Genomic DNA, 21,523 nt, shown 5'->3' with positions numbered 1-21,523 from the left:
GGGCTTGTTGCGGCGGTAGCTCAATGGTAGAGCCTTAGCCTTCCAAGCTAATGGTTGCCGGTTCGATCCCGGTCCGCCGCTCTAGGACCCCTCGTTCGAGGGGTCTTTTTTTGTTTCCAAAGCCAGCCTTCGCAGCGATATATATTCCAATTTAATAGAAATTTTTATCAAAATATGCAAAATATTGTGATTTTATAAAAATTTTAAAGTTTTTTATATTCTAACTATTGCAAAATAACTTTTCACAGTGTATATTTGAAACCATGAGACCCGTCATCGAGTACATCAATTACCGGGAATGCATCCGAGATTTCTACGAAGAGCAGAAGGCCCGCAAGGCCCTCTCGTGGGCCTCCTTTGCCGAGAGCGCCGGCATCAAGTCCCCCGTATTCTTGCAATACGTCTGCGAAGGCAAGAAAAACCTGGGCGAACGCACGGCTCCGCAGGTGGCACAAGCCATGGGGCTCGCCGGATTCGAATCCACGTTCTTCTGCAAGCTGGTGGCCTTGGATAACGCGAAAAGTGAAAGCGACAAGAAAGAAATTCTCGAGAGCATCGCCGAACTGGCGCGCGTTCACAAGGTAAAGCCGATTACCGCGGAGGAATACCAGTTTTTCAAGTCCTGGAAGAACTCGCTTATCCGCGAACTTGCTCCCTGCATGGACGGAGCGAACCCGAAGGAGATTTCGAGGGCCACCCGCTACCGCGTAAAAACTGGCGAAGTCCGCGAGATTCTGGAATTCCTGCAGGAGGCGGGCTACCTCACCCAGGACGCGCAAGGGAACTACCGGCAGGCCGACCGCTCGCTCCGCATGGGGAGCGAAGCCCGCAACAGCGCGAGCAAGACCGTGCAGAAGGCCATTGCGCACGACCTGCAGGTGCAAATGGCGGAACTCGCCACGGATGCGCTCAAGAACGACCCCGCACAGGGCCGCAACATCACGGGCCTCACGCTGGGCATCACCCGCGAGGCGTACGGCCAGATTGTAGAGGAACTGGCCGAGTGCCGCAGGCGCATCGTGGCAATCGCCACCGAGAGCGCAAGGACCGAAGAAGTTTACCGCCTGAACATGCAGCTGTTCCCGCTAAGCGATATGCACAAAGAAGGTTTTATACAGGATCCACCCTCCAGCAAGGGAGTAAAAGATGAATAGACTCTGCACAATTCTCGCCACGGCATTCCTGCCCGCATACTTCCTTGCTGCCTGTAGCAACGCCGAAAAATCGGCCGGCGGCTCCGTCGAGGACCAGGAAGTCATCGCCGTCACCGACAAGACTATCTCGGGCGTAACGCAAAAGGGGCCGTTCCTGCACGGCTCCAGCATCACGATACAGGAGCTCGACGAAAAGACTCTTTCCCAGACAGGCAACAGCTACGAGGGCAAGACAAAGAACGACAAGGGCGAATTCTCGGTAAAGGTCGCGAAGCAGGCATCCCCATTTGCGCTCCTGAAGGCAAACGGGTTCTACCGGAACGAAGTCTCCGGCAAAAAATCGCAATCGCCGATTACCCTTTACGCCATTATAGATCTGAGTAAACGCGAGGTGGCGAACGTAAACCTGCTTACGCACCTGGAATACGAGCGCTCCGTCTACCTGGCAGCGACCGATTCCATGGATGTCGCCACCGCAAAGGAACGGGCAGAGCGGGAAGTACTGGCATCGTTCGGAATCGAGGGTGAATTCGCCAACTCCGAAGACCTGAACATTTTCGGGGAGAGCGACGGCAGCGCCGCGCTCCTCGCAATTAGCGTGCTGATGCAGGGAGACCTTGATGAAGCCGACTTCAGCGAGCGCCTGGCCAACTACGCATCTGACATTGAAGAAGACGGCACCTGGAATGACAGCGCGGCTGCAACCGTCATTGCGGATTGGGCCTTCGAAACAAACAAGAACGACAGCCTCAAGGCCATCGGCAAAAACATCGCCGGTTGGGAAATATCGGCCGACATCCCCGCATTCGAAAAGTACGTAAACAACTTCTGGTACAATAACTTTAGGCTCGGCAGCTGCAACGCAAAGCGTGAAGGCGAAGTACAGAAAAACGCAAACAAGAAGAGCAAAAACGCCTCCGTATACTTTATATGCAGAAGTGGCGCATGGAACATAGCGAACGACTTCGAGAAGGATACCTACGGCTGGAAGGATACTACCGATGGGGCGATAAAGAAGGGTGATATCACCGACAGCCTCTATATTTTTGACGAGACCATTTGGCGTCCGCTCTCGCCCGCCGAAAAGGAATTGGGCCGATGCGTCAAGGCTCTCGAAGATACCGTCCGGGTAATCAACATTCTCGAGGATTCCTCCCAGATAGATTTCCACGACAATATACGCAACTACGACCGCTATTTTATCTGCAGGTCAGGCAAATGGAAGACGCCAAAGGATTTGGTCGGATCCATGACCGACCCTCGGGACGGGCATGTTTACAGGACCATCGAAATAAACTCGCAGATATGGATGGCCGAGAACCTTGCCTACAAAGACTCCGTAAGCTATCCGAGCATGAGGGGCAAATTTGGGTGCAGAAGTGATTACGCGTTCGGCTGCTTTTACAAATGGACTGCTGCGATCGATTCCGTAAAATTCGCAACCGATGCGGATAACCCGTTGGACTGTGGCAAAGACAACAGTTGCAGGGGTAAGTTACCTGACGTGGTGCAGGGGATTTGTCCTGATGGATGGCACGTGCCCAACGAAGAAGAATTTGTTTCCCTAATCAAATCACTCATAACACCAGACCTTTACGCGGAATTCCAGATAATCCGGCGGGAAGACATCGCCAAAGCGTATCCACAAGATACCACTGACTGCGATGTCGATGTTCGATGCCAAAATGCAATAGGTGACTTTTATGACGCGGTTTTCAGAGATTTAGTGAGTTTTTGGAGCAGCACTGAAGAGTCCATCAAATCAGCATTAACGGGCGATACTCTCTATTACGCCGTGGAAGCCTATCCGATATCATGGGCCTGTCGATCCAAGCTAGAGGAGCCCAAACAAGAGGTGCAAGAGGAGCAGCAAGCCGAGTACAGGAAATGTCTCCATAAATATTTTATCCATGGTAATAGTAAGAATACCGGGCGCCCCGTCCGTTGCCGAAAAGACGATGATTAGGGATTCTATTTTTTCTAAATTTGCCCCTGTAAAAACGGCCGACATGGAGGCAATCATGTTTTTCGAACAAGCCATCGCACACCAGATTCCGGGCTACACCAAGGAGGCCGACTCCCTCCACGGCGAATCGCTCGCCATGCTTGACTACAGGGACGAGCTGAAGGTCAAGAACGACGCCATCCAGGAATTCTGGGACGTGAACCGCCTTGCCGGCAACCCGCAGAAGATAATTGCAAGCCCCATGCACCGCGGGTACCGCACCACGAGCAAGCGCCGCGTGTACATGCAGCCGGGCAATCTGCAGTTTGACCGCCAGGAATCCATGCTCGAGCCCGAGGAACACAACAAGATTTACGACTTCCTGTTCGAGAAGCTGATTACGCCCGCGTACAAGCCGCTCGCCTACGCGCTCAACTGGATAATTATCCGCGGCACGTACCAGTACCGCGTGGTGATTTTCAACATCAAGAAGATTGACGCGAGCATCGTGCGCAAGCTCAAGCTGATTGCCGACGCACTGCAAAAATCGCCCTTCCACGTGACCGCGGCGCATGCCTACGTGGACACGACCGAATCGGATTACTACCTCGAAGCCAAGCGCCCCACCGAAGGCCTGAACTTCAAGCAACTCTACGGCCCGCGCGAACTTAGCCTGAATCTCGGGCACTTTAGCCTGCGTTACCCCGTCACGGGATTCAGCCAAATTAACGAAAGCCAGATTCACAACCTCATCAAGGCGGCGAGCCGCATGCTCAGCCTCGGCAAGGAAGACCACTTCCTGGATTTGTACTGCGGTTACGGCCTGTTCAGTTTTGCGCTCGGCGAAGCCGCCAAGGACGTTCTGGGCGTGGAATGGGAAGGCCCGTCCATCGACTGCGCGAAGGCTTCCGCAAAGCACCTGAAGAAAAACTACCGCTTTATCGCAGGTAAAATCGACGAAATGTTCGTGCAGACGCGACTGCCGCGGCCGATCGTGAACGAACCGGAAAAAATCCTGCTGGACCCGCCGCGCAAGGGCTGCGAACCGGGCGTGATTCACGCACTCGCGATGAGAAAGCCAATCCGCGTATGCCACGTGTTCTGCGGCACCGACGAAATTCCCGCCTCGCTCAAGGAATGGGAACGCTACGGCTACCGCGTGCGCGAAGTGCAGCCGCTCGACCTGTTCCCCGGCACCCCGCACCTCGAAACCATCGTGATGCTCGAAAAGAAATGACGCAAAGCGTCATCCTGAGGCGTGGAACGCCGAATCAATCGCCTATAGCGGGCTTTCGGCAATATTTTGTTCCTAAATTACATACCAAACAGGCCTTTCCACCTCTTTTAGTATGTAATTGAGCAAAATGCTTTTTGGGCCTTACATACTAGAAAGCCTTTGGGGGACATTTGGTATGTAAACCTGCCACTAAAAAAGCCCTACCAAGGCAGATTTCGCACTCCAAGGCATACAACTAGGCCGTTTCCCCGCTTTCCAATCCGATTTACGTCCCGTTATTACATACCAAAATGCAATTTTCCACATTCTGGTATGTAACAGAGAGAAACGCATTTTGCCGTTTACATACCGGCAGCTTATTTTGGCCGCTCTTAGTATGTAATCAAGCAAAGGAATCAAGAAAAAAAACTAATTAATCCTTTTGGGATTCTAGGCAAGTACCCATTGACCGCCCTTGTCGGAGCCAATATGTACGAGAACACCGCACCTCGAAACCATCGTGATGCTGGAGAGGAAATAGCTCGAAGCGTCATCCTGAGGAGTGAATCACGCTTTTTCAATAAACCTGCATTTTGGATAACCGCTGCATCCCCAGAATTGGTTGCCAGCGTTCTCCCCTTTTTTAGCAATCCGCAAAACCAAGGCTTTTCCACAACGAGGACAAGTCTTTGACGTCCCATCTTTTTCGGCAGATTCAGTTTTCTTTTCTAGAACGCGCTTTGCCTCTTGAGTTTTGCATTCAGCAAGCATCTCTTCGTACTTTTTCGAATAATCCGATTTATTGGGAAGGCTCTTGTCAAGGAAATACTGAATCGTTTCACGCATATCAGCATCAGTCCAACAAACATCCTTCGAAGCGTCATCTTTCGCTTTGATAAAAGCTACTAGCTGATCGGCACGAATAACCCTGCTCTTAATTTCTTTGGGCGCGTTCTTATTGTTCAACACCGTCTTAGGATTCGCAAGGACAACAATTGACTGATAATTTTCTGCAAAAGTATTATCAAATATTTTTTCAGATAAGCCCAAAAAACTACCAGTTTTCACCTCTCGACGGACTTCTTTCAAAACATTCAAGTGGCGCTGATTTTGCGTAATTGGCGAATAAAGGCCTTCCTTCTTGTACGCCTTGCCAAAATTCATATGTCGGATAAAATTGCCTTTTGCATCAATTTCAATATTTCCAAATAGATTCTTACATTCTATAACATAGAGATGCCGTCTTGTAATCAGCAAAAAATCAATCTGCGCCGACAAATCACCCTTTTCAAGATAGATATCGTGAAGAACATACATGTCTATTCCACTGTTCTTCAACTCAAAAGCAATCTGCTTTTCACCAAGCAAACCAGCTTCGGCATATTTTATTTGTTCTTCAATTTTTTCTTTAATACTACCGGTAGCATTTGTCAGTAAAGAATTCATTTTCACAATGAAATTTTCAGAGTCACTTGATTCTTTTAAGAATACCGGTCCAATACGCTTATTTAAGAACGAATCTAAAAGTCCCATAAAATACCTCTAATCTGAATATAACCTTTTCCTCAAAAAAATACTCAAGCCTATTGACAAATCCCACTCCTAAAATTATATTATAATGCACAAATGTGTAGCATAAAAGACTTCAGAAAGCACAACTCTGATAGCATTCGCAAGAATACACAATCATTCACTTGCTTTTGCAATCAAAATGAGGTATATTTATGTTCATGAGCACCATAGCTAAAAATTTCCGCATCGACTCCGAGCTGAGCAGCCAGGCCAACAAGCTCCTTGAGGGGCTGGGGCTTTCTATGTCTCAGGCGATTTCTATGTTCCTGCGGCAGGTGGTGCTACAGCAAGGCCTCCCCTTTGAAGTGAAATACCCGAAACGTTCCGGCGAACTCCTAGACACAATCGAAGAAGCAAAGCGACTAGAAGCAGACCCGAAGACCAAGCGCTATACGGATATGAACGAGATGTGGGCGGACCTTGACAAATGATTTACGAAATAATCCGGACCAGCCGTTTTTAAGAAAGATTTTATTCGGGAAGTAATTTCTATCTTTGGCCTCCGGGATATTTGATATGACGGATGCAACCCAAAAGCCAGCTCTCTGGACACGCAACTTCGTGACGGTCGCCGCCGCGAACTTTCTGCTGTTCTTCAGCTTTTACCAGCTGCTGCCGATTCTGCCGCTCTACATTATCGAGAAGTTCCAGACCGACAACGCAACCGCTGGGTTCATCATCTCGCTCTACACCATCGGGGCACTCGCCTGCAGGCCCTTCGCGGGTTTCCTCGTGGATACGCTTTCCCGCAAGCCGCTGTACTTCTGGACGTTCTTCGCGTTTACCGCATGTTTCTTGGGCTACAAGACGGTGGCATTCCTGCCGATACTAGCCGCAGTGCGCTTTGCACACGGACTCTTCTTCGGGATTTCGAGTACCGCAAGCAACACGGTGGCCATCGACGCGCTCCCCGCAAGCCGCCGCGGGGAAGGCATCGGTTATTTCGGGATTAGCGTGAATCTCGCGTTCGCGACCGGCCCGATGACGGGTATGTTCCTGTACGAGGCCTTCGGCGACACCATCGTGTTTATCATTTCCATCGCGCTGTGCATCATCGGGCTCGTTCTCGTGCAGACCCTGAACGTTCCCCGCAAGGAGAAAAAGCCGCACGCGCCGCTTTCGCTCGACCGGTTCTTCCTCACGCGCGCCATCCCGCAGTTCGTGAACTTCATCTTCGTGGGGTTCGCCTACGGGCCCGTCACGAACTACATCGCGCTCTACGCGAAAGAACTGGGCATCGGAGGTTCCGGCTGGTTCTACGCGCTCATCGCGGCAGGACTCATCTTGAACCGCGTTATGACCGGGCGCCTGATTGACCGCGGCTACTTGATTCACTTGGTTGGCACCGGCATGACGCTCAACATCGTCGCGTACTTCCTGCTCGCCTTTAGCCACTCGCCTGTCACCTTCTTCGCATCGGCATTCCTCATCGGTACAAGCCTCGGGCTAATTTTCCCCGGCTACCAGACGATGTGCGTGAACCTCGCCCGCCACGACCAGCGCGGTACCGCGAACAGCACGTACCTGAGCGGCTGGGACATCGGTATCGGGGCGGGCATTTTAGCGGGCGGCTCCATGGCGGGGCATTTCGGCATGCACCAGCAGGTATTTTTCACCTGCGCCGTGGCACTTGTAATCGCCGACATATTATATTTCACGTGGACCGCAAGGCACTACCTGAAGAACAAGCTGGAAGGATAGCGATGAACCCCTGGAAACTGCTCAAGACGGAATACCTGGTAGACGCCCCCTGGCTCAAGGTCGCGAAGGAAACCTGCGAACTCCCGAACGGCAAGGTCATCGACGACTTCTACACGCTATGGCAACCCGACTGGGTGCTGATTCTCGCGCGTACCGCAGAAGGCAAGTGGGTCATGACAGAACAGTACCGCCACGGCACCGGAAAAATCGCGCTCGAATTCCCCGCGGGCATCATCGACAAGGGCGAAACGCCGGAACAGGCCGCGCTCCGCGAACTGCAGGAAGAATGCGGGTACTGCATAGATCCTCGCCTGCTCCCCAAAGAGGATAACTCTACTATGGCAACAAGTTGCCAAGTATCGTATAGCGAGGATGACGAAGGCAAGGCAATCCGCTACCTCGGCAAGTTCCCGGTGAATCCGGACAGGCACCGCGGCGTATTTCACGTGGTATTCATTGACGGCGTCGTCAAGAGCGGCAGCACGCATTTCGACAGCACCGAGGACATCGAGTCTCTCGAACTCTCCGACGAGGATCTGCAAAAGAAAATGGCGGATGGCACATTCAACCATCCGCTACAGATTGCAGGGTATTTCAAATTCAAGCTAGCGCACTAGCACGCGACGGCTTTCGCTACCCACGCGAACCAGGTACATTCCCGGCACAAACGTCCCCATGCTGAACAAGCCCGCACTTGCCGTAGCCTTCGCCACGACATGCCCGCGCATATCGAACACGGCGACAGGCGTACCGGAGCGCACGCCGGAAAGTTCAAGAGTCCTTCCGTTCGCCACGACACCGAAGCGTGCGGCCGCCTTCGCTACGACAGGAATAGCAGTCGGGTCCTTTACCCAGTGCGGGAAAAGGGCGACATCCGCATCGGCGGCATATTCGGCACCAAGGTCGTATTTCTTCTTGCCGCCATCCTTCGTGGACCAGCCGTCCTGCAGGTAGCCGTAGCGGGTAAACGAGGCTTCCTTGAGCTTGATCGTATCGCCGTAGGCCTTGACATCGGGCTCCACGATTTCCAGGGCAAATTCGCCAGCCATGTAGGTGACCGTAAACGTCTTGATTTCCCACTTTGCATACAACTTCACCTTTCCCGTGGAGCCTTCGGTAATCTGCGTCGCCGTATTCACAAAATCCGCATCGTAGTACCAGCCGTCAAAGTGGTAGCCCTTCTTGGTGGGCGGCTGCAACTTGATGGTCGGCGTTTCGACCGTATAAGAAACCGGGTTCGCCTCGTTGTTCGCGCCCTTGCCCATGATATAGACAATTTCATATTCAACGATGTCCCACTTGGCATATGCGACAACATTTTCTGCAATCGGCGTTTCGGAGTCGAATTCGGAACCTTCCGCAAATGTGAAATCGGTAAACCAGCCGACAAACTTGTAGCCATCCGCCTTCGGAGTCTCGGGCAGAGTCGTCGTTTCACCTTCCTGCACGTAATCGACAGTCACGCCGAATCCGCGCGTATCGTAGGTGACCGTGAATGTCGGAGCTTCCGTCCATACCGCATAAAGCGTCACGTTATCGGTTGCAGAGCCAAGCGTTTCGAGGGCAGCCTCGGCATCGGCTTCGAGAGCCCAGCCCGAGAAGTAGTACTTGACTTCTTCTTCGGAGGTGTAGGTCTGTGGGACATCGAAACCACTCACGTCTATGGCAGCGCCATCCGCGACAACCTTCGACTTTTCCGTAGATTCATCCGGGAAGGTCCCTCCGTTCGCATCGAACTTGACGGTAAACATTTTCTTCCACACGGCATAAACCGTTTTCGCCCTGTCGGCAGCGCCAAGGTCCTCGTCCGGAGTTTCAGCATCCTTGGCAAGAGCCCAGCCCGCAAATACGGTATCACCGCGGGTCGGCGGGATAATTTCTGTGGCCGTAATCTTGTCGCCGACCTTCAAAAGCTTGCTTGTCTTGTCGCCATCGCGGAACACGCCGCCATTAGCATCGAACTTGACTTCGAACATGAGCGCACCGCTCTCGTTACGCGACACGCCGTTCACGACAATGTGGGTTTCGCCAACCGACCACACGCCATCCTTATCGCAGGCACCATCCTTAAGTTCGCCACCGTTCAACGCGCACGTAACCTTGCCGACATTCAGTTCTTCTTCACTCACCGTCGTGCCATCCACCTCGAGCGAATCCGTCTTGGCACCAATACCCTCCGAGACAACATCTCCATCGAAATAGGCAATCTCGACCTTAGCCGTTCCAATTTCAAAATTGCCCAGGATGCCTCCCCGCTTTCCGTCACCGTTATTTATGAGCGCGGCTCCATCGTACGCACTGTATTCGATACTTGTCGCCCCTCTGACAAACCCTACTATGCCTCCCACATATGTCGAATTCCCGCTAGCATACACAGAAACCGTACTCAAAGTATTTCTAATCGAGCCTCCTCGCGCTGTTCCTACAACACCACCAACGGCATTGCCAGCTCCACTTGTAAAGATCTTGCCCGAAACAAAGCATCCCTCGATGGAACCACCCGTCTGCCAGCCTACTATTCCTCCCACCGAAATCGGGTTTGCGACATCCAATATTTCGCCTGCATTGGTCGATGCCGTAATATACACGTTTTCCAGATTCAAATTTTTGACAACGCCACCTCCGCCTAGCACGGCAATAAACCCAGGATTTTGAGAGTTACAGTACGATTTCGAGGTATCGCAGTTCGGATTAGGGATTTCGCCTATTTTCGCCGCATCAATATAAAGATTGGATATCGTGAATCCGTCACCATCGAACACGCCGCCAAATTGCGTATCGCCCTTCCCTGCGGCAATCGGCATAAAGAGTTTTTCGGCCAGGTCAAGCGACTGGACCAATTTCGCGTTCAATGCAATAGTCCCCTTATTTTTGTTAACGGAATCAGCAAACCATGCAAGGTTCGCCTCGTTACCGATAAGGTAAAAAACCTTGCCGTCAATCTTCTGGATTTCCGGTTTTTCCATGGACTTGCCGTCCCACGCGGCAAAGGACTGACCCGCACCCACCACCAGGGCGAGCGCAGCGACTAGGGCAAACTTCGTACGTATATTCTTCATATTGCCACCTTTTTTCGTGCTAAAATAAATAAAAAATTCGTTTTTTTTCATCGTCCATGCCGCCCCAAAAAGCGTTTTTTGCCGTATATCACAAGCAACCCGCGAAAAAGGCGCAAAATTAGACGCGCCTACATTCCAACTTGGACTATGAATTTTGACTTACGACAGGGTCGCGGATTCGACAGACAGCCTGCCGCGGCCATCCTTCTTCGACTTGTACAGGGCCTTGTCGGAAGCCTCGTAGACCTGCTTGAACGTCATATTTTCGTGCTCGGCAACGACCGCGCCCATCGAAAGCCCGGTCGGGTGTTCTGCCGCCGCCAACTTATTCGATATCCGGTCAAAAATCTGGCGAGCGCGCGAATGCATGAATTCCGTATCGTTCTCCTTCTTGAAGAAGAGCGCTGCGGCAAACTCGTCACCGCCCATACGGCAAGCCAGGTCGCTATCGCGCAAGGAACCGCGGACCGTATTTGCCACAAAGACAAGGTATTCGTCTCCCGCGCGGTGGCCATAGGTGTCGTTGTACTTCTTGAAATTATCGACATCTATCATCAGGAGCATCACCTTGGTCTCGCTGTCGAGCAACTTTTCTTCCACATCGCTCTGGAAGGCCGACCGGTTCAACAGCCCCGTCAGGGAATCCTTGCGATAGGTATCTTCCCACTGGCGCAACTGTCGAGCCGCCTTCACCTGTTCGTCACGGGCCATCATCGTCATGGCAGTCGTGCTGGAGCTATCGGCTATAATCACCTCGCAACGGTTCTCTCGCGAAGCGGAATCGTAAAACACCTTGTACGCACCGAACACGAACAGGACAGAACCGTTTCTGCAGCGCAGGCGGTGTTCGAAATAGGCGACCTGTTCCTTCGCGGCAAGATCGGCAGTCGCACAAAGGTATTCCGTCAAATCTTCCGGCGGAATCAGGGATTCCAGGCTCAAATTCATCTGACGGATATCCTCGCGAGAATACCCAGTCATGCCCTCGAAGTTTTCGTCTACCGACACAATCTTGTTGCCAGCATCGACAATGCAACGGCAGAACTGCACGCGGTGAATGCAGGGGGCCCGCTTGTCCATCTTCTGCACGACATCCTTCATCGAAGCGAGCGCCTCTGCGGAAGGCACATGGACATTGGAAGCCGACGGCGCCTGCGAAGACTCGGCCGCTTTCTTTTCAGTCCCGGCATCCTCGGTTTCTTCCGAAAGCACCTGCAGGAACTCGGCAACAACTGTCGGATCGAACTGGGTTCCCGCACAGGAGCGCAGCTCGTTGAGCGCGTATTCCTTCGGCATCACGGCACGGTAGGGGCGCGGACTCGTCATAGCATCATAGGAATCGAGAACCGCGATAATCCTTGAAAGGAGCGGAATGCTTTCGCGGCTGATGCCGTCAGGATAGCCGATTCCGTCCCAGCGTTCATGATGGTGCCGCACATAGTCGGCAATACCGACAAATTCCTTGGAACTCTTGGCAATCTGGTAGCCCTTTTCCACATGCGACTGCACCAGGCGATATTCCTCGCGAGTCAGCTTCGCGGGTTTCTGCAGGATTTCGACAGGGATGGCCACCTTGCCCACATCGTGCAAGGTGCAAAGCAGCTTCAAGTCACTCAGCTGCCTTTCGGTCAGGTCGAGACGAGGCGCCAGCGCATCGCAGAATTTTTGCATCTTCGCGACATGCTCTTCGAAACGGCTGTCGTTCTTGAGCAAAGCCTGCTTGAGCGTTTCCAGGATCTCGGAATGCTTGGAATCCGTATCCAGAAGCTTCTTTTGCCTCAGGACTTTGGACGCCGTCTCGATAGCCTGCAGGATTCCTGTCTGAAAATCCAGGACCTGTTCCGTCGCATAGAGGAATTGTCCCCCGAATGCGGCACTCACGGATTCCATGGCCTTGGCGACCGTCTCCTTCGAACGGTTATAGGCAAGGACAACAAGGTTCGCCCCCTCGCCACGGACAAAGTAAGAATTTTCGACAAATTCTTTTCGCAGGAGATGGGCGAAAGCCTTGAGCATCTGGTCACCACGGGTGCGGCCACCGACACTGTTGACCACCGAAAGGTTATTGATGTCGGAAACGATGACAGTCAGAGGCAGGGCAAACGTCTCTGAATTTTCCAAGACAAAGTTTTTGAATCCATCCCATTCCTGATAGCCCGTCACGGGATCTGTTTCGAGGCCGATATCCGCAAACACATACAGGTAGCCGACAAGTGCGCCATGTTCGTTCTTGAGCCTGCGGAAATCGCAACGCAGCGGAATCCGTCCCGAAGACTGACGCACAAAGCACTGCAGCGACGCCGTATCGATATCCTTTTCGCCCACAATCACTATGTTGCAGATCTTTTCGAACTCCTTGCGCAACGGCTTCTTCGAGAAGTCAATCATCGAAAATAGCCGGACGGCCTTGGAATTGCACATCACCATCTCGCCGCGGAAATCGAACAGGACAATGGATTGCGATACATTCTCGAACACGCTATCCTTGAAGTAGTCAATCTTGATATAGTCCGAGAACTTATACGCGAACACATACATGATAACCGGAAGGATGGAATAAAGGCCTATGGAATAATTCAAGAAGTTCTTGTTGTCCTGGACAAAGACCGATACAATATTAAACACGAGGACAAAAGCCAGCGCAATCATCGTGTACAGGAACTGCCTCCCGAATTCTTTCGGGACCATGGCAAGCCCATGTCCAAGGAGAAGCAGGACACCGACGATAAGCAGGTAGGCGATCGCCATGTGCATGTAGTACAGCGGATATTGCGCCGCATAGATAAACTTGGAAAAAAGGGATTCCGGAGTGCGGAGCGCAAACTCCAAGACAATATTCTTGAAGGGATTTATCAACAGAACGATGATGTCTACCGCAACCAGCGCAACAAGGATTCTGGAAATAATCTTTATAATACGGAAAGATTCAAGCCTCACATAGCGGTACGAGAACACCCATGCGCAGAACAAACCAATGGCAACGGCAATCAGATGCACGGTCGTCATCCAGGCGAAGACCGAAACCGAATCCGTAAAGACTGTCACAAAGTAGGTGACAACACAAACGGTGGCAAAAACTCCGCTAGCCCCCAGCCACCTCGCCGTGGCATCGCGACGCAACAGCCTGTTGGTCGTCCAGATGTTCATACACAAGAGAACCAAGGATACGGCCACAAAGATGTTCAATACCATCGTATTCATTTCCATTCCAACTTACAAAAAACAGCCGAATAGACTACTATTTTAATATACATAGAAAAAACGCCCCGGAACAAAAAATGGAGCGTCAAATCATCTTTTTTCGGGGGAAACAGGCCGACCGGCCCCACCCGTCCACTATTCCCCTAGCGAAACAACTGCCTTGCAGGCATCCGCAAACCGGACGGCGAAGCCCTCCAGCGGGCCCAAATCCGCCCCATTTTTGAAATGCGGGATATTTTTGGCCAGTTCCGACCTCGAAATTTCGAGCCAGGAATCGTCCTCGGTCAAGCAGAAAAAGGCATTTTCGATGAAAGCTTCGTAATTGAAATCCTCGAAGGTCGTTTCGACACCCAGGTTGCCGAAACCATCCGGCAAGTCCTTCCCTTCGTCAAGGGCTGCCTTCGCAGCATCCAGCGCATCCTTGTTTTCATCGTCGACCTCGACCATGGCATCGGTCCCGATGCTGATGACCCCGTCTTTCGCGATTATCGATTCACCGACCACGCCGGAACCAAAAACGGCCTCATACGAACTGGAACTTTCCTCGGCAACCGAGGAAGAGGATTCTTCGTCATCCTCCTCTTCTTCGGACGAACTGGATTCTACGGGTTCGGAATCCGAGCTCACATCCCCGGATGAGGAGCTCACGTTTTCGGATGCTGAACTTGCCGCAGTCGAGGAGCTGGAAGCTTTGGATCCTGAAGATTTCGCCTCCGTTGCAGTCGAAGAACTGGATACTTTCCTGGTGAGCGTCGTATCGATGACATTCCCCATCTCGTCGACAAGCCCGGCATTCTTGAGCGACTCGAACTCCTTTTCGGAATAGGAGTCCCCGTTCGCCGTAATGACCTGCGGAGGCAGGTCAGACGTGCAAGAGACAAAGAACAGAACTGCAGCGGCAGTGGCCGCAGCCGACAGCGAATTTTTCAACAGAGCTTTCATATCCAGCCTCCGGTTCTAAGGCTAAACATATATTTTTTTGCGTCCGTGGACTACAGGCCGTCAATGACTTCGTTAAATTCTGTGACAGGGCGCATCCACTTCTTGAGAAGTTCGGCCTTCGGCAGGTAGTAACCACCGATATCGGCAGGCTTGCCCTGTTCGGCGGCAAATGCGGCGACAATCTTCTGCTCGTTTTCAGCGAGGGCCTTCGCAACCGGGGCGAACTTCTTGGCAAGTTCCGCGTCGTCCTTCTGGGCGGCGAGAGCCTGCGACCAGTAGAGGGCCAGGTAGAAGTGTGAGCCGCGGTTGTCGAGTTCGCCAATCTTGCGGGCCGGCGTGCGGTTGAATTCGAGAATCTTGCCGTTCGCTTCGTCGAGCGTGTCGGCGAGGACTTTCGCCTTCTTGTTGCCGTCCTTCAGCGCGACTTGCTCGAAGGCGGGCACCAGTGCGAAGTATTCACCGAGGGAATCCCAGCGGAGGTAGTTTTCGGCGAGGAACTGCTGCACCTGCTTGGGGGCGGATCCACCTGCACCCGTTTCGTAGAGGCCACCGCCCGCCATAAGCGGCACGATGCTGAGCATCTTGGCGGATGTTCCGACTTCGAGAATCGGGAAAAGGTCCGTGAGGTAGTCGCGCATCACGTTGCCCGTGACGCCGATGGTATCAAGGCCGGCCTTCGCGCGCTTCATGGTTTCCACAATGGCCTTGCGCGGGCTCATAATCTTGATGTCGAGGCCGTTCAAATCATGTTCCGGCAAGTAGGCTTCGACCTTTTTCTGGATTTCGCGGTCATGGGCACGTTCCGGGTCCAGCCAGAAAATTGCGGGCGTGTTGCTGAGGCGGGCGCGCGTGACGGCGAGTTTCACCCAGTCGCGCACCGGAGCGTCTTTCGCCTGGCACATGCGGAAAATGTCACCCGCTTCAACATTCTGCTGCAAGAGGACTTCGCCCTTGCTGTTCACGGCACGAATGACGCCCTTGCCCTTTGCAACGAAAGTCTTGTCGTGGCTGCCGTATTCTTCGGCGCCCTGAGCCATGAGGCCCACGTTCGGCACGGTACCCATCGTCTTCGGGTCGAATGCGCCGTTCTGCTTGCAGAATTCTATCGTTTCGTCGTAAATGCCGGCGTAGCAGCGGTCCGGAATGCAAGCGACAACTTCTTGCAACTTGCCTTCCTTGTTCCACATGCAGCCGGAATTGCGGATCATCGCAGGCATCGAGGCGTCGATAATCACGTCGCTCGGCACATGCAAATTCGTAACGCCCTTGGCAGAATCGACCATCGCGAGATCCGGGCCAGCGGCGAGTGCCGCATCGATAGCGGCCTTGACTTCTGCTTCCTTCGCATTGCCTTCGAGACGCTTGTACAAGTCGCCCAGGCCGTTGTTCGCGTCAATCCCGAGTTCCTTGAACAGGTCGGCGTACTTCGTGAACACGTCCTTGAAGAACACGCGCACGAACGCACCGAACAGCACCGGGTCAGAGACCTTCATCATCGTGGCCTTCAGGTGCACGGAGAACAGCAGGCCCTGCGCCTTCGCCTCGGCCATCGCATTGGCGATAAACTTTTCGAGCGAGGCCATGCGCATCACGGTCGCGTCAATGATTTCGCCCTTCAGGAGCGGCTTTGCGGCGCGGAGTTCAGTGACTTCGCCTGCTTCATTAACAAATTCAATCTTGAACGTGTCGGCATCGGCCATGGTGATGGACTTTTCGTTGCCATAAAAGTCGTCGGCCTGCATGCTTGCCACATGCGTCTTTACAGAAGTGTTCCAGTTGCCGTTGCTGTGCGGGTTGTTACGGGCGAAGTTCTTCACCGCCTTGGGGGCGCGGCGGTCGGAGTTGCCCTGGCGGAGCACCGGGTTCACAGCAGAACCCTTCACCTTGTCGTACTTCGCGCGGATTGCCTTTTCTTCGTCGTTCGCCGGAGCGTCCGGATAGTCGGGCACGTCAAAGCCGTTCTTCTGGAGTTCGGCGATGGCGGCCTTGAGCTGCGGCACAGACGCCGAAATGTTCGGGAGCTTGATGATGTTTGCATCCGGTTCAAGCGTAAGCTTACCCAAAAAGTCTAGGTCGTCGCTCGCCTTGCCAAAAGCGGCCAGAATGCGGCCCGGCAGCGAGATGTTCTTGGTTTCCACATCGATATCGGCGGCCTTTGCAAAACCGCGAACGATGGGGAGCAAAGATTGAGTCGCCAAGAACGGCGACTCGTCAGTAAGCGTGTAATAAATCTTCGTATTCATACGAATACAAAGATAGAAAAAATTACATCACGCCAAACCGGTCGAAAAGCGGGAACAAGCCCGTCCCTTACTTGATGCGGTGGCCCGTCAAGTCAAAGCGCACGCCGTTCCTTTCGACAAACAGCTGGCCACCCTGCTTGCGGAGGCGCGGGGCCGAAGTCTTGGTAACGGACGCGGGCATGATTTCACGGATTCCTGTAGGCGCCTCGCAGGCCTCGCCTTCGCAGAACTTGAGCCAGTCCACGTTCACATAGCTACCTGCAATGGCAAGTTTCAGGATATGTTCGCCAGCAGTAAGGTTCGCGACACCGATATCGACTTCCTTGTACACATTCCATGTGGTATCGACCTTCTCGAAAGTCACCGTATCGCCAATCGCCTCGCCGTCGACAAACAGTTGGATTTTCGAAGTCTCGGATGCAGTCGCCACATTCGCACGGATGGCGTACTTGCCGCTTGTAGCGACCTTCACGCTGTATTCGAGCCACTCGCCCGCTTCCGTGTACCCGACGGCATAGCCCTTGCAGGCAGAGTCGTTGCAGGTGGCGCCCTCCAGGGGAACGACATCCACGGCGTCTTCGCGGTAGGTCTCGCCCTTGTTGGCAGCATCCTTGTCGTAGAAGCTGAAGCGGTTACCGCCCTTGTCGTAATTCTCCGCCTCGATTATACCCGGAATCGCCGCAGGTTCGCCGTTATACGCTTCGCGCACGAGCGGAGTCGTCTCGACCGTATCGGCCCAAGCCATCTTCATACGGTCCACGCCCGACTGGTTCACGATTTCGAGCTTGATGTTCGCGCCTTCGCCGGTGCGCTTGGTCATGCTGTACCAGTCGCCGTCGCGAAGCCCCGGCCAGTAGAAGCTACCCATCTCCCATTCGCGCAACTGGTCCGACATGCCGCGAATGTAGGCCATAAAGTAATTCGTCGGAGTAGAATTATAGTCCATGTAGTCGTAATGCACGCCAGCCTTGTCGCCAGGGCTCATGGCACCGCCCCATTCCGTACACACGGTGCGGTCGGCATACTTGCCCACCTTGCCCTTGAAGCTGTTCTTCCAGCCCTGCTCAGTGGTGATGCTCATGTTCCAAAAGGTGTATTCGTGCACCGCGAAAAGGCAGCCCTCGAAACGCGGGTCGTCGGCAATGTCAGGCACGTTCCATGCAAGGCCCGAGCCGTCGAGCAGAATATGGTCACGCGGGACATCAGGGAACTTGCTCAGCCACTGGGCATACAGATTGCGCAACTCGTCCTTGCTGTACATGTGCGGCTCGTTGAAGATTTCAAAGTAGGCGTTCGGGTGGTCGCCGTATTTTTCGACGATTTTTGCCCACATGCTCCACCAGTCATTCATGTTCTTGGGGCCAGAAGGCTGCGCGGGGCCCCAGTAGCCCATCACGATGCGGCCCTTAGAAAGGCCCATGTCGATAACACCCGTGTAGGTATCCCAGAACTTGAGAACCGTGGGTTCGTTCACCGGAATTCGCACGCTGTTCGTGCCGAACAGTTCCTGGAACTGCCCGATAACGCGGTCCGCCACTACGGATGCCGACTGGTAATTGTCCGAAAGGCTCATGCCCGAAAGCACCAGCACGTCAGACACGAAATTGTCACGCTTGTCCGCCCAGTTTACGCCGCGGAACTGGCTCGTGACGGCGAAGGAACTCACTGCCGAAAGTGCGGTTGCAGCAAGAACAGAACAGGCTACACGCCTAAAACCATAACCAAACATCTTCATACTCCTTGTTGTATCCCACCAACAACACCTATAAAATATCTTTTGATGAACCGAAAAGGCGTATACGCACGACAGTTAGCATGGATAGAATGTCAACAGGCGGGAAATTTTATATCTTTTTGCCCATCAACGAGTTACGGCACGCGACTTGCGTACAAGCCATTCAACATTAGGGAGTTTCAGATGGAGACTTTAAACGCTATTCTCGACACCATCGACGGTTACGTGTGGGGAATCCCGCTCATCGTCGTAATCCTGTTCGTGGGAATTTTGCTCACGAGCCGCCTCGGCGTGCTGCAGGTGACCAATCTCGCCAACGCGCTTCGCTACATGACGCACAGTGAAAAGGAAGGCGAAGGCGAGGTCTCTAGTTTTGCGGCTCTCTGCACCGCACTTGCCGCAACGGTCGGCACGGGTAACATCGTGGGTGTCGCGACCGCCATCGGCACTGGCGGCCCGGGCGCTCTCTTCTGGATGGAAGTCGCCGCGTTCTTCGGCATGGCGACCAAGTACTCCGAAGGCCTGCTCGCGGTCAAGTACCGCAAGGTCGACAGCGACGGCAAGGTCCTGGGCGGCCCCTTCTACTACATCGAGACCGGCATCAAGGAACGCTTCGGGCTCAATTTCAAGTGGCTTGCCGTACTGTTCGCGGTGTTCGGCGTGCTTGCGGGCCTGCTCGGCATCGGCACCATCACGCAGGTGAACGGCATTACCTCGGCGGTCGCGACAGTCATCCCCACCAGCGAATTCATCAACCTCGCCGGCAACTCGGTCTCTTACTCCACGGCCATCGCGGGCCTGCTCTGCGCGGGCTTCACCGCCTGCGTCATCATCGGTGGCTTAAAACGCATCGCGAAGGTTTCCCTCTACATCGTGCCGTTCATGGCCATCTTCTACATTCTCTTCTGCCTGCTCATCCTGGGATTCAACTTCTCGAAGCTTTCGGGCGCCATCGAGACAATCATCCAGGCGGCATTCAACCCGAGCGCGGTCACCGGCGGCGTGGTAGGCACCATCTTCATCGCGATGCAGAAGGGTATCGCCCGCGGTATCTTCAGTAACGAGGCGGGCCTCGGTTCGGCACCTATCGCCGCTGCCGCCGCCAAGACAAAAGAACCCGTGCGTCAGGGTCTTGTGTGCATGACGGGTACGTTCATCGACACGATCGTCATCTGCTCCATGACGGGCCTTGCCATCGTAGTCACCGGCGCTTGGACTCCGGAACTTGGGCTCCAGGGCGTGAACATCACCATGGAAGCGTTCTGCCGCGGGCTTACGAACTTCCCGGGCGGCTCGACCATCGCCCCGTACATCCTTACCGTGGCACTCGTGTTCTTCGCGTTCACCACCATCCTCGGGTGGGCATACTACTCCGAGCGCTGCCTGGAATACCTCATCGGGCGCGGCAAGAAGAACGCCATCCTCGCCTACCGCTGGGTTTACGTGGCTGCGGTGTTCATCGGCCCCTACCTCACGGTGAGCGCCGTGTGGACGAGCGCCGACATCTTCAACGGGCTCATGGCCTTCCCGAACCTCGTGGCACTGATTCTACTAAGTGGTATCGTCGCCCGCGAGACGAAGAAGTTCTTCATCAAACTCGAAAAAGAGAAGTAATATCTACCAGCCCATCATCTCGGCGATTTCTGCGCCTATAACGCCATCTTGCATAGTCATCGAGAGAATGCGCTGTTCCAATTCACTTGGCGGGTCCTGAGGGCCTGCCTTTTTATTTGCGGCGGCTTCGCGCACGAGCTGTTCCCCGAGGGCGGCATGCAGCGCGAGCGACGCATCGATGTACTTGAGATGCGTCGGTTCTTCCAGAATAAAGTTCAGCGGTTTCTTTTCGGCGAGCACGCGACTAGCCGGAACGCCCGGCCCGTATTCGTCCTCAACGCCCATGTTGGCAAGCACGGCACCCGAGGCGAGCAAAGCTTCCACGACCTGCGGGCGGTCAAGCGCACCCTTCACGCCGGTCGCAGTCACCACGAAGTCGGCACCGCGCACGAGGGCAGCAACCGCATTCACGTCATTGCAGTCCGTGACCGGCACGCCGTTTGCATCGAGAAACGGGTTTGTGCCTCGCGAGCAGTCCGTGACCACATGGACATCGGCACCGGAGCGCAACAGCTGCAACACAATGCCCTGCCCCACCTTTCCGCTCCCGAACACGACAAACTTCTTGCCGTCGTAAAAATCGTACCCAAGTTGCGCAAGCGCCCGCACGTAGCCCTCGCCCGTCCCGAGGCAGGTCTCGATGCGTTTCACTATCCCGCTGTCGGCCACATACACCTGGTGTTCGCTCTTCTCATAAAACTGCACGCCGCTGCGCGTGAGTTCCACAAACCCGAACCGCGGATGGCATGCCGCAAACTGGCCCGCGCAATCCAGCACCAGGTCGAACGCGCAATCACCCGACTCCGCGCAACGGACCTCCATCTCGAGGGCCTCTTGCAACCCGATTACGGGAATTCCATTTTCGCGCAAGGTTTCCACGATACCCGGGTCGCAAGGCATACCGCCGGCCACACCCACGACAAGATCCGCCCCGCCCGCGATAAGCGCACGGTACTGTAGCAGCGTATTCCTAAAAACCGGTGTCGCCACCAGCACGCGCAGACCGTCAAAAGGGCGCGCGACCTCCCATTCGCGCGCCAGGGCCAAAAGGGCCGGGTATTCGCGTTCCTCGTAGGCGTCGTTCACAATATCGTCGAAAATCATGTGCATAATGATAGAAAACGCGAGGCGAACCACCCCG

General features: G+C 54.0%; 14 protein-coding genes and 1 tRNA gene. 8 read left to right on the top strand and 7 right to left on the bottom strand.

The features are described 5' to 3' along the window. Window positions 1-9: 9 nt before the first annotated feature. The 4 genes from B2952_RS10625 to B2952_RS10610 all read left to right on the top strand — a co-directional run bounded on the left by B2952_RS10625 (window position 10) and on the right by B2952_RS10610 (window position 4,336). Window positions 10-81 (top strand) — tRNA-Gly (locus B2952_RS10625). A gap of 182 nt (window positions 82-263) precedes the next feature. Continuing rightward, window positions 264-1,154 carry a TIGR02147 family protein gene (locus B2952_RS10620; RefSeq protein ID WP_290736389.1) on the top strand — a complete coding sequence of 297 codons (891 nt, stop codon included), beginning with the start codon at window positions 264-266 and terminating at the stop codon, window positions 1,152-1,154. Next, window positions 1,147-3,120 carry an FISUMP domain-containing protein gene (locus tag B2952_RS10615; RefSeq protein WP_290736392.1) on the top strand — a complete coding sequence of 658 codons (1,974 nt, stop codon included), beginning with the start codon at window positions 1,147-1,149 and terminating at the stop codon, window positions 3,118-3,120. Before B2952_RS10620 ends, B2952_RS10615 begins: the two co-directional genes overlap by 8 nt. A gap of 55 nt (window positions 3,121-3,175) precedes the next feature. Then, window positions 3,176-4,336: a class I SAM-dependent RNA methyltransferase gene (locus B2952_RS10610; protein WP_290736395.1), complete on the top strand. Its 1,161-nt coding sequence runs from the start codon at window positions 3,176-3,178 to the stop codon at window positions 4,334-4,336. A 546-nt stretch (window positions 4,337-4,882) separates the two neighbouring features. On the opposite strand, the gene B2952_RS10605 is transcribed toward B2952_RS10610, so the two are convergent. Beyond that, entirely contained in the window at window positions 4,883-5,848 is a 966-nt protein-coding gene (locus B2952_RS10605) for an NERD domain-containing protein (RefSeq protein WP_290736399.1), read from the bottom strand. 197 nt (window positions 5,849-6,045) lie between these two features. Between B2952_RS10605 and B2952_RS10600 the strand changes: the two genes are divergently transcribed. From B2952_RS10600 to B2952_RS10590, 3 genes are all read left to right on the top strand, one after another. Beyond that, window positions 6,046-6,318, top strand: coding sequence for a type II toxin-antitoxin system RelB/DinJ family antitoxin (locus B2952_RS10600; protein WP_290725075.1), 273 nt, complete (start codon window positions 6,046-6,048; stop codon window positions 6,316-6,318). Between the two features lie 85 nt (window positions 6,319-6,403). After that, window positions 6,404-7,588 carry an MFS transporter gene (locus B2952_RS10595; protein ID WP_290725073.1) on the top strand — a complete coding sequence of 395 codons (1,185 nt, stop codon included), beginning with the start codon at window positions 6,404-6,406 and terminating at the stop codon, window positions 7,586-7,588. Window positions 7,589-7,590: 2 nt separating this feature from the next. Continuing rightward, a complete protein-coding gene (locus tag B2952_RS10590; RefSeq protein WP_173381245.1) occupies window positions 7,591-8,205 on the top strand; it encodes an NUDIX hydrolase in 615 nt (204 codons plus the stop codon). On the opposite strand, the gene B2952_RS10585 is transcribed toward B2952_RS10590, so the two are convergent. The 5 genes from B2952_RS10585 to B2952_RS10565 form a co-directional block, all read right to left on the bottom strand. Further along, on the bottom strand, window positions 8,194-10,647 hold the full coding sequence (locus B2952_RS10585) for an InlB B-repeat-containing protein (protein WP_290736402.1): 2,454 nt from the start codon (window positions 10,645-10,647) through the stop codon (window positions 8,194-8,196). The genes B2952_RS10590 and B2952_RS10585 overlap by 12 nt on opposite strands. Before the next feature lie 159 nt (window positions 10,648-10,806). Then, a complete protein-coding gene (locus tag B2952_RS10580; protein ID WP_290736405.1) occupies window positions 10,807-13,848 on the bottom strand; it encodes a diguanylate cyclase domain-containing protein in 3,042 nt (1,013 codons plus the stop codon). Between the two features lie 135 nt (window positions 13,849-13,983). Next, window positions 13,984-14,790, bottom strand: a complete 807-nt coding sequence (locus B2952_RS10575) for a hypothetical protein (protein ID WP_290736408.1) — start codon at window positions 14,788-14,790, stop codon at window positions 13,984-13,986. 50 nt (window positions 14,791-14,840) lie between these two features. Continuing rightward, entirely contained in the window at window positions 14,841-17,033 is a 2,193-nt protein-coding gene (locus tag B2952_RS10570; RefSeq protein ID WP_173381241.1) for an NADP-dependent isocitrate dehydrogenase, read from the bottom strand. Between the two features lie 67 nt (window positions 17,034-17,100). After that, window positions 17,101-18,768, bottom strand: a complete 1,668-nt coding sequence (locus tag B2952_RS10565) for a cellulase family glycosylhydrolase (RefSeq protein WP_290736412.1) — start codon at window positions 18,766-18,768, stop codon at window positions 17,101-17,103. A gap of 183 nt (window positions 18,769-18,951) precedes the next feature. On the opposite strand from B2952_RS10565, the gene B2952_RS10560 reads away from it, so the two are divergent. After that, window positions 18,952-20,382 carry an alanine/glycine:cation symporter family protein gene (locus tag B2952_RS10560; RefSeq protein ID WP_290736415.1) on the top strand — a complete coding sequence of 477 codons (1,431 nt, stop codon included), beginning with the start codon at window positions 18,952-18,954 and terminating at the stop codon, window positions 20,380-20,382. A 3-nt stretch (window positions 20,383-20,385) separates the two neighbouring features. Here the strand turns inward: B2952_RS10560 and B2952_RS10555 are convergent, their stop codons facing one another. After that, window positions 20,386-21,486 carry an NAD(P)-dependent oxidoreductase gene (locus tag B2952_RS10555; protein ID WP_290736418.1) on the bottom strand — a complete coding sequence of 367 codons (1,101 nt, stop codon included), beginning with the start codon at window positions 21,484-21,486 and terminating at the stop codon, window positions 20,386-20,388. Window positions 21,487-21,523 lie beyond the last annotated feature (37 nt).

This window comes from Fibrobacter sp. UBA7003 (assembly GCA_002449765.1).
Lineage (GTDB): Bacteria > Fibrobacterota > Fibrobacteria > Fibrobacterales > Fibrobacteraceae > Fibrobacter.
Note: the sequence above shows the minus strand (reverse complement) of the source record. Positions and strands in the feature narration are given on the sequence as shown.

What these genes read in the sequence shown, in the direction of transcription:
- B2952_RS10605 (WP_290736399.1), bottom strand. Translation starts at nt 5,848, where the DNA reads ATGGGACTTTTAGATTCGTTCTTAAATAAGCGTATTGGACCGGTATTC.
- B2952_RS10585 (WP_290736402.1), bottom strand. Translation starts at nt 10,647, where the DNA reads ATGAAGAATATACGTACGAAGTTTGCCCTAGTCGCTGCGCTCGCCCTG.
- B2952_RS10555 (WP_290736418.1), bottom strand. Translation starts at nt 21,486, where the DNA reads ATGATTTTCGACGATATTGTGAACGACGCCTACGAGGAACGCGAATAC.
- B2952_RS10620 (WP_290736389.1), top strand. Translation starts at nt 264, where the DNA reads ATGAGACCCGTCATCGAGTACATCAATTACCGGGAATGCATCCGAGAT.
- B2952_RS10580 (WP_290736405.1), bottom strand. Translation starts at nt 13,848, where the DNA reads ATGAATACGATGGTATTGAACATCTTTGTGGCCGTATCCTTGGTTCTC.
- B2952_RS10590 (WP_173381245.1), top strand. Translation starts at nt 7,591, where the DNA reads ATGAACCCCTGGAAACTGCTCAAGACGGAATACCTGGTAGACGCCCCC.
- B2952_RS10575 (WP_290736408.1), bottom strand. Translation starts at nt 14,790, where the DNA reads ATGAAAGCTCTGTTGAAAAATTCGCTGTCGGCTGCGGCCACTGCCGCT.
- B2952_RS10600 (WP_290725075.1), top strand. Translation starts at nt 6,046, where the DNA reads ATGAGCACCATAGCTAAAAATTTCCGCATCGACTCCGAGCTGAGCAGC.
- B2952_RS10615 (WP_290736392.1), top strand. Translation starts at nt 1,147, where the DNA reads ATGAATAGACTCTGCACAATTCTCGCCACGGCATTCCTGCCCGCATAC.
- B2952_RS10595 (WP_290725073.1), top strand. Translation starts at nt 6,404, where the DNA reads ATGACGGATGCAACCCAAAAGCCAGCTCTCTGGACACGCAACTTCGTG.
- B2952_RS10565 (WP_290736412.1), bottom strand. Translation starts at nt 18,768, where the DNA reads ATGAAGATGTTTGGTTATGGTTTTAGGCGTGTAGCCTGTTCTGTTCTT.
- B2952_RS10560 (WP_290736415.1), top strand. Translation starts at nt 18,952, where the DNA reads ATGGAGACTTTAAACGCTATTCTCGACACCATCGACGGTTACGTGTGG.
- B2952_RS10570 (WP_173381241.1), bottom strand. Translation starts at nt 17,033, where the DNA reads ATGAATACGAAGATTTATTACACGCTTACTGACGAGTCGCCGTTCTTG.
- B2952_RS10610 (WP_290736395.1), top strand. Translation starts at nt 3,176, where the DNA reads ATGTTTTTCGAACAAGCCATCGCACACCAGATTCCGGGCTACACCAAG.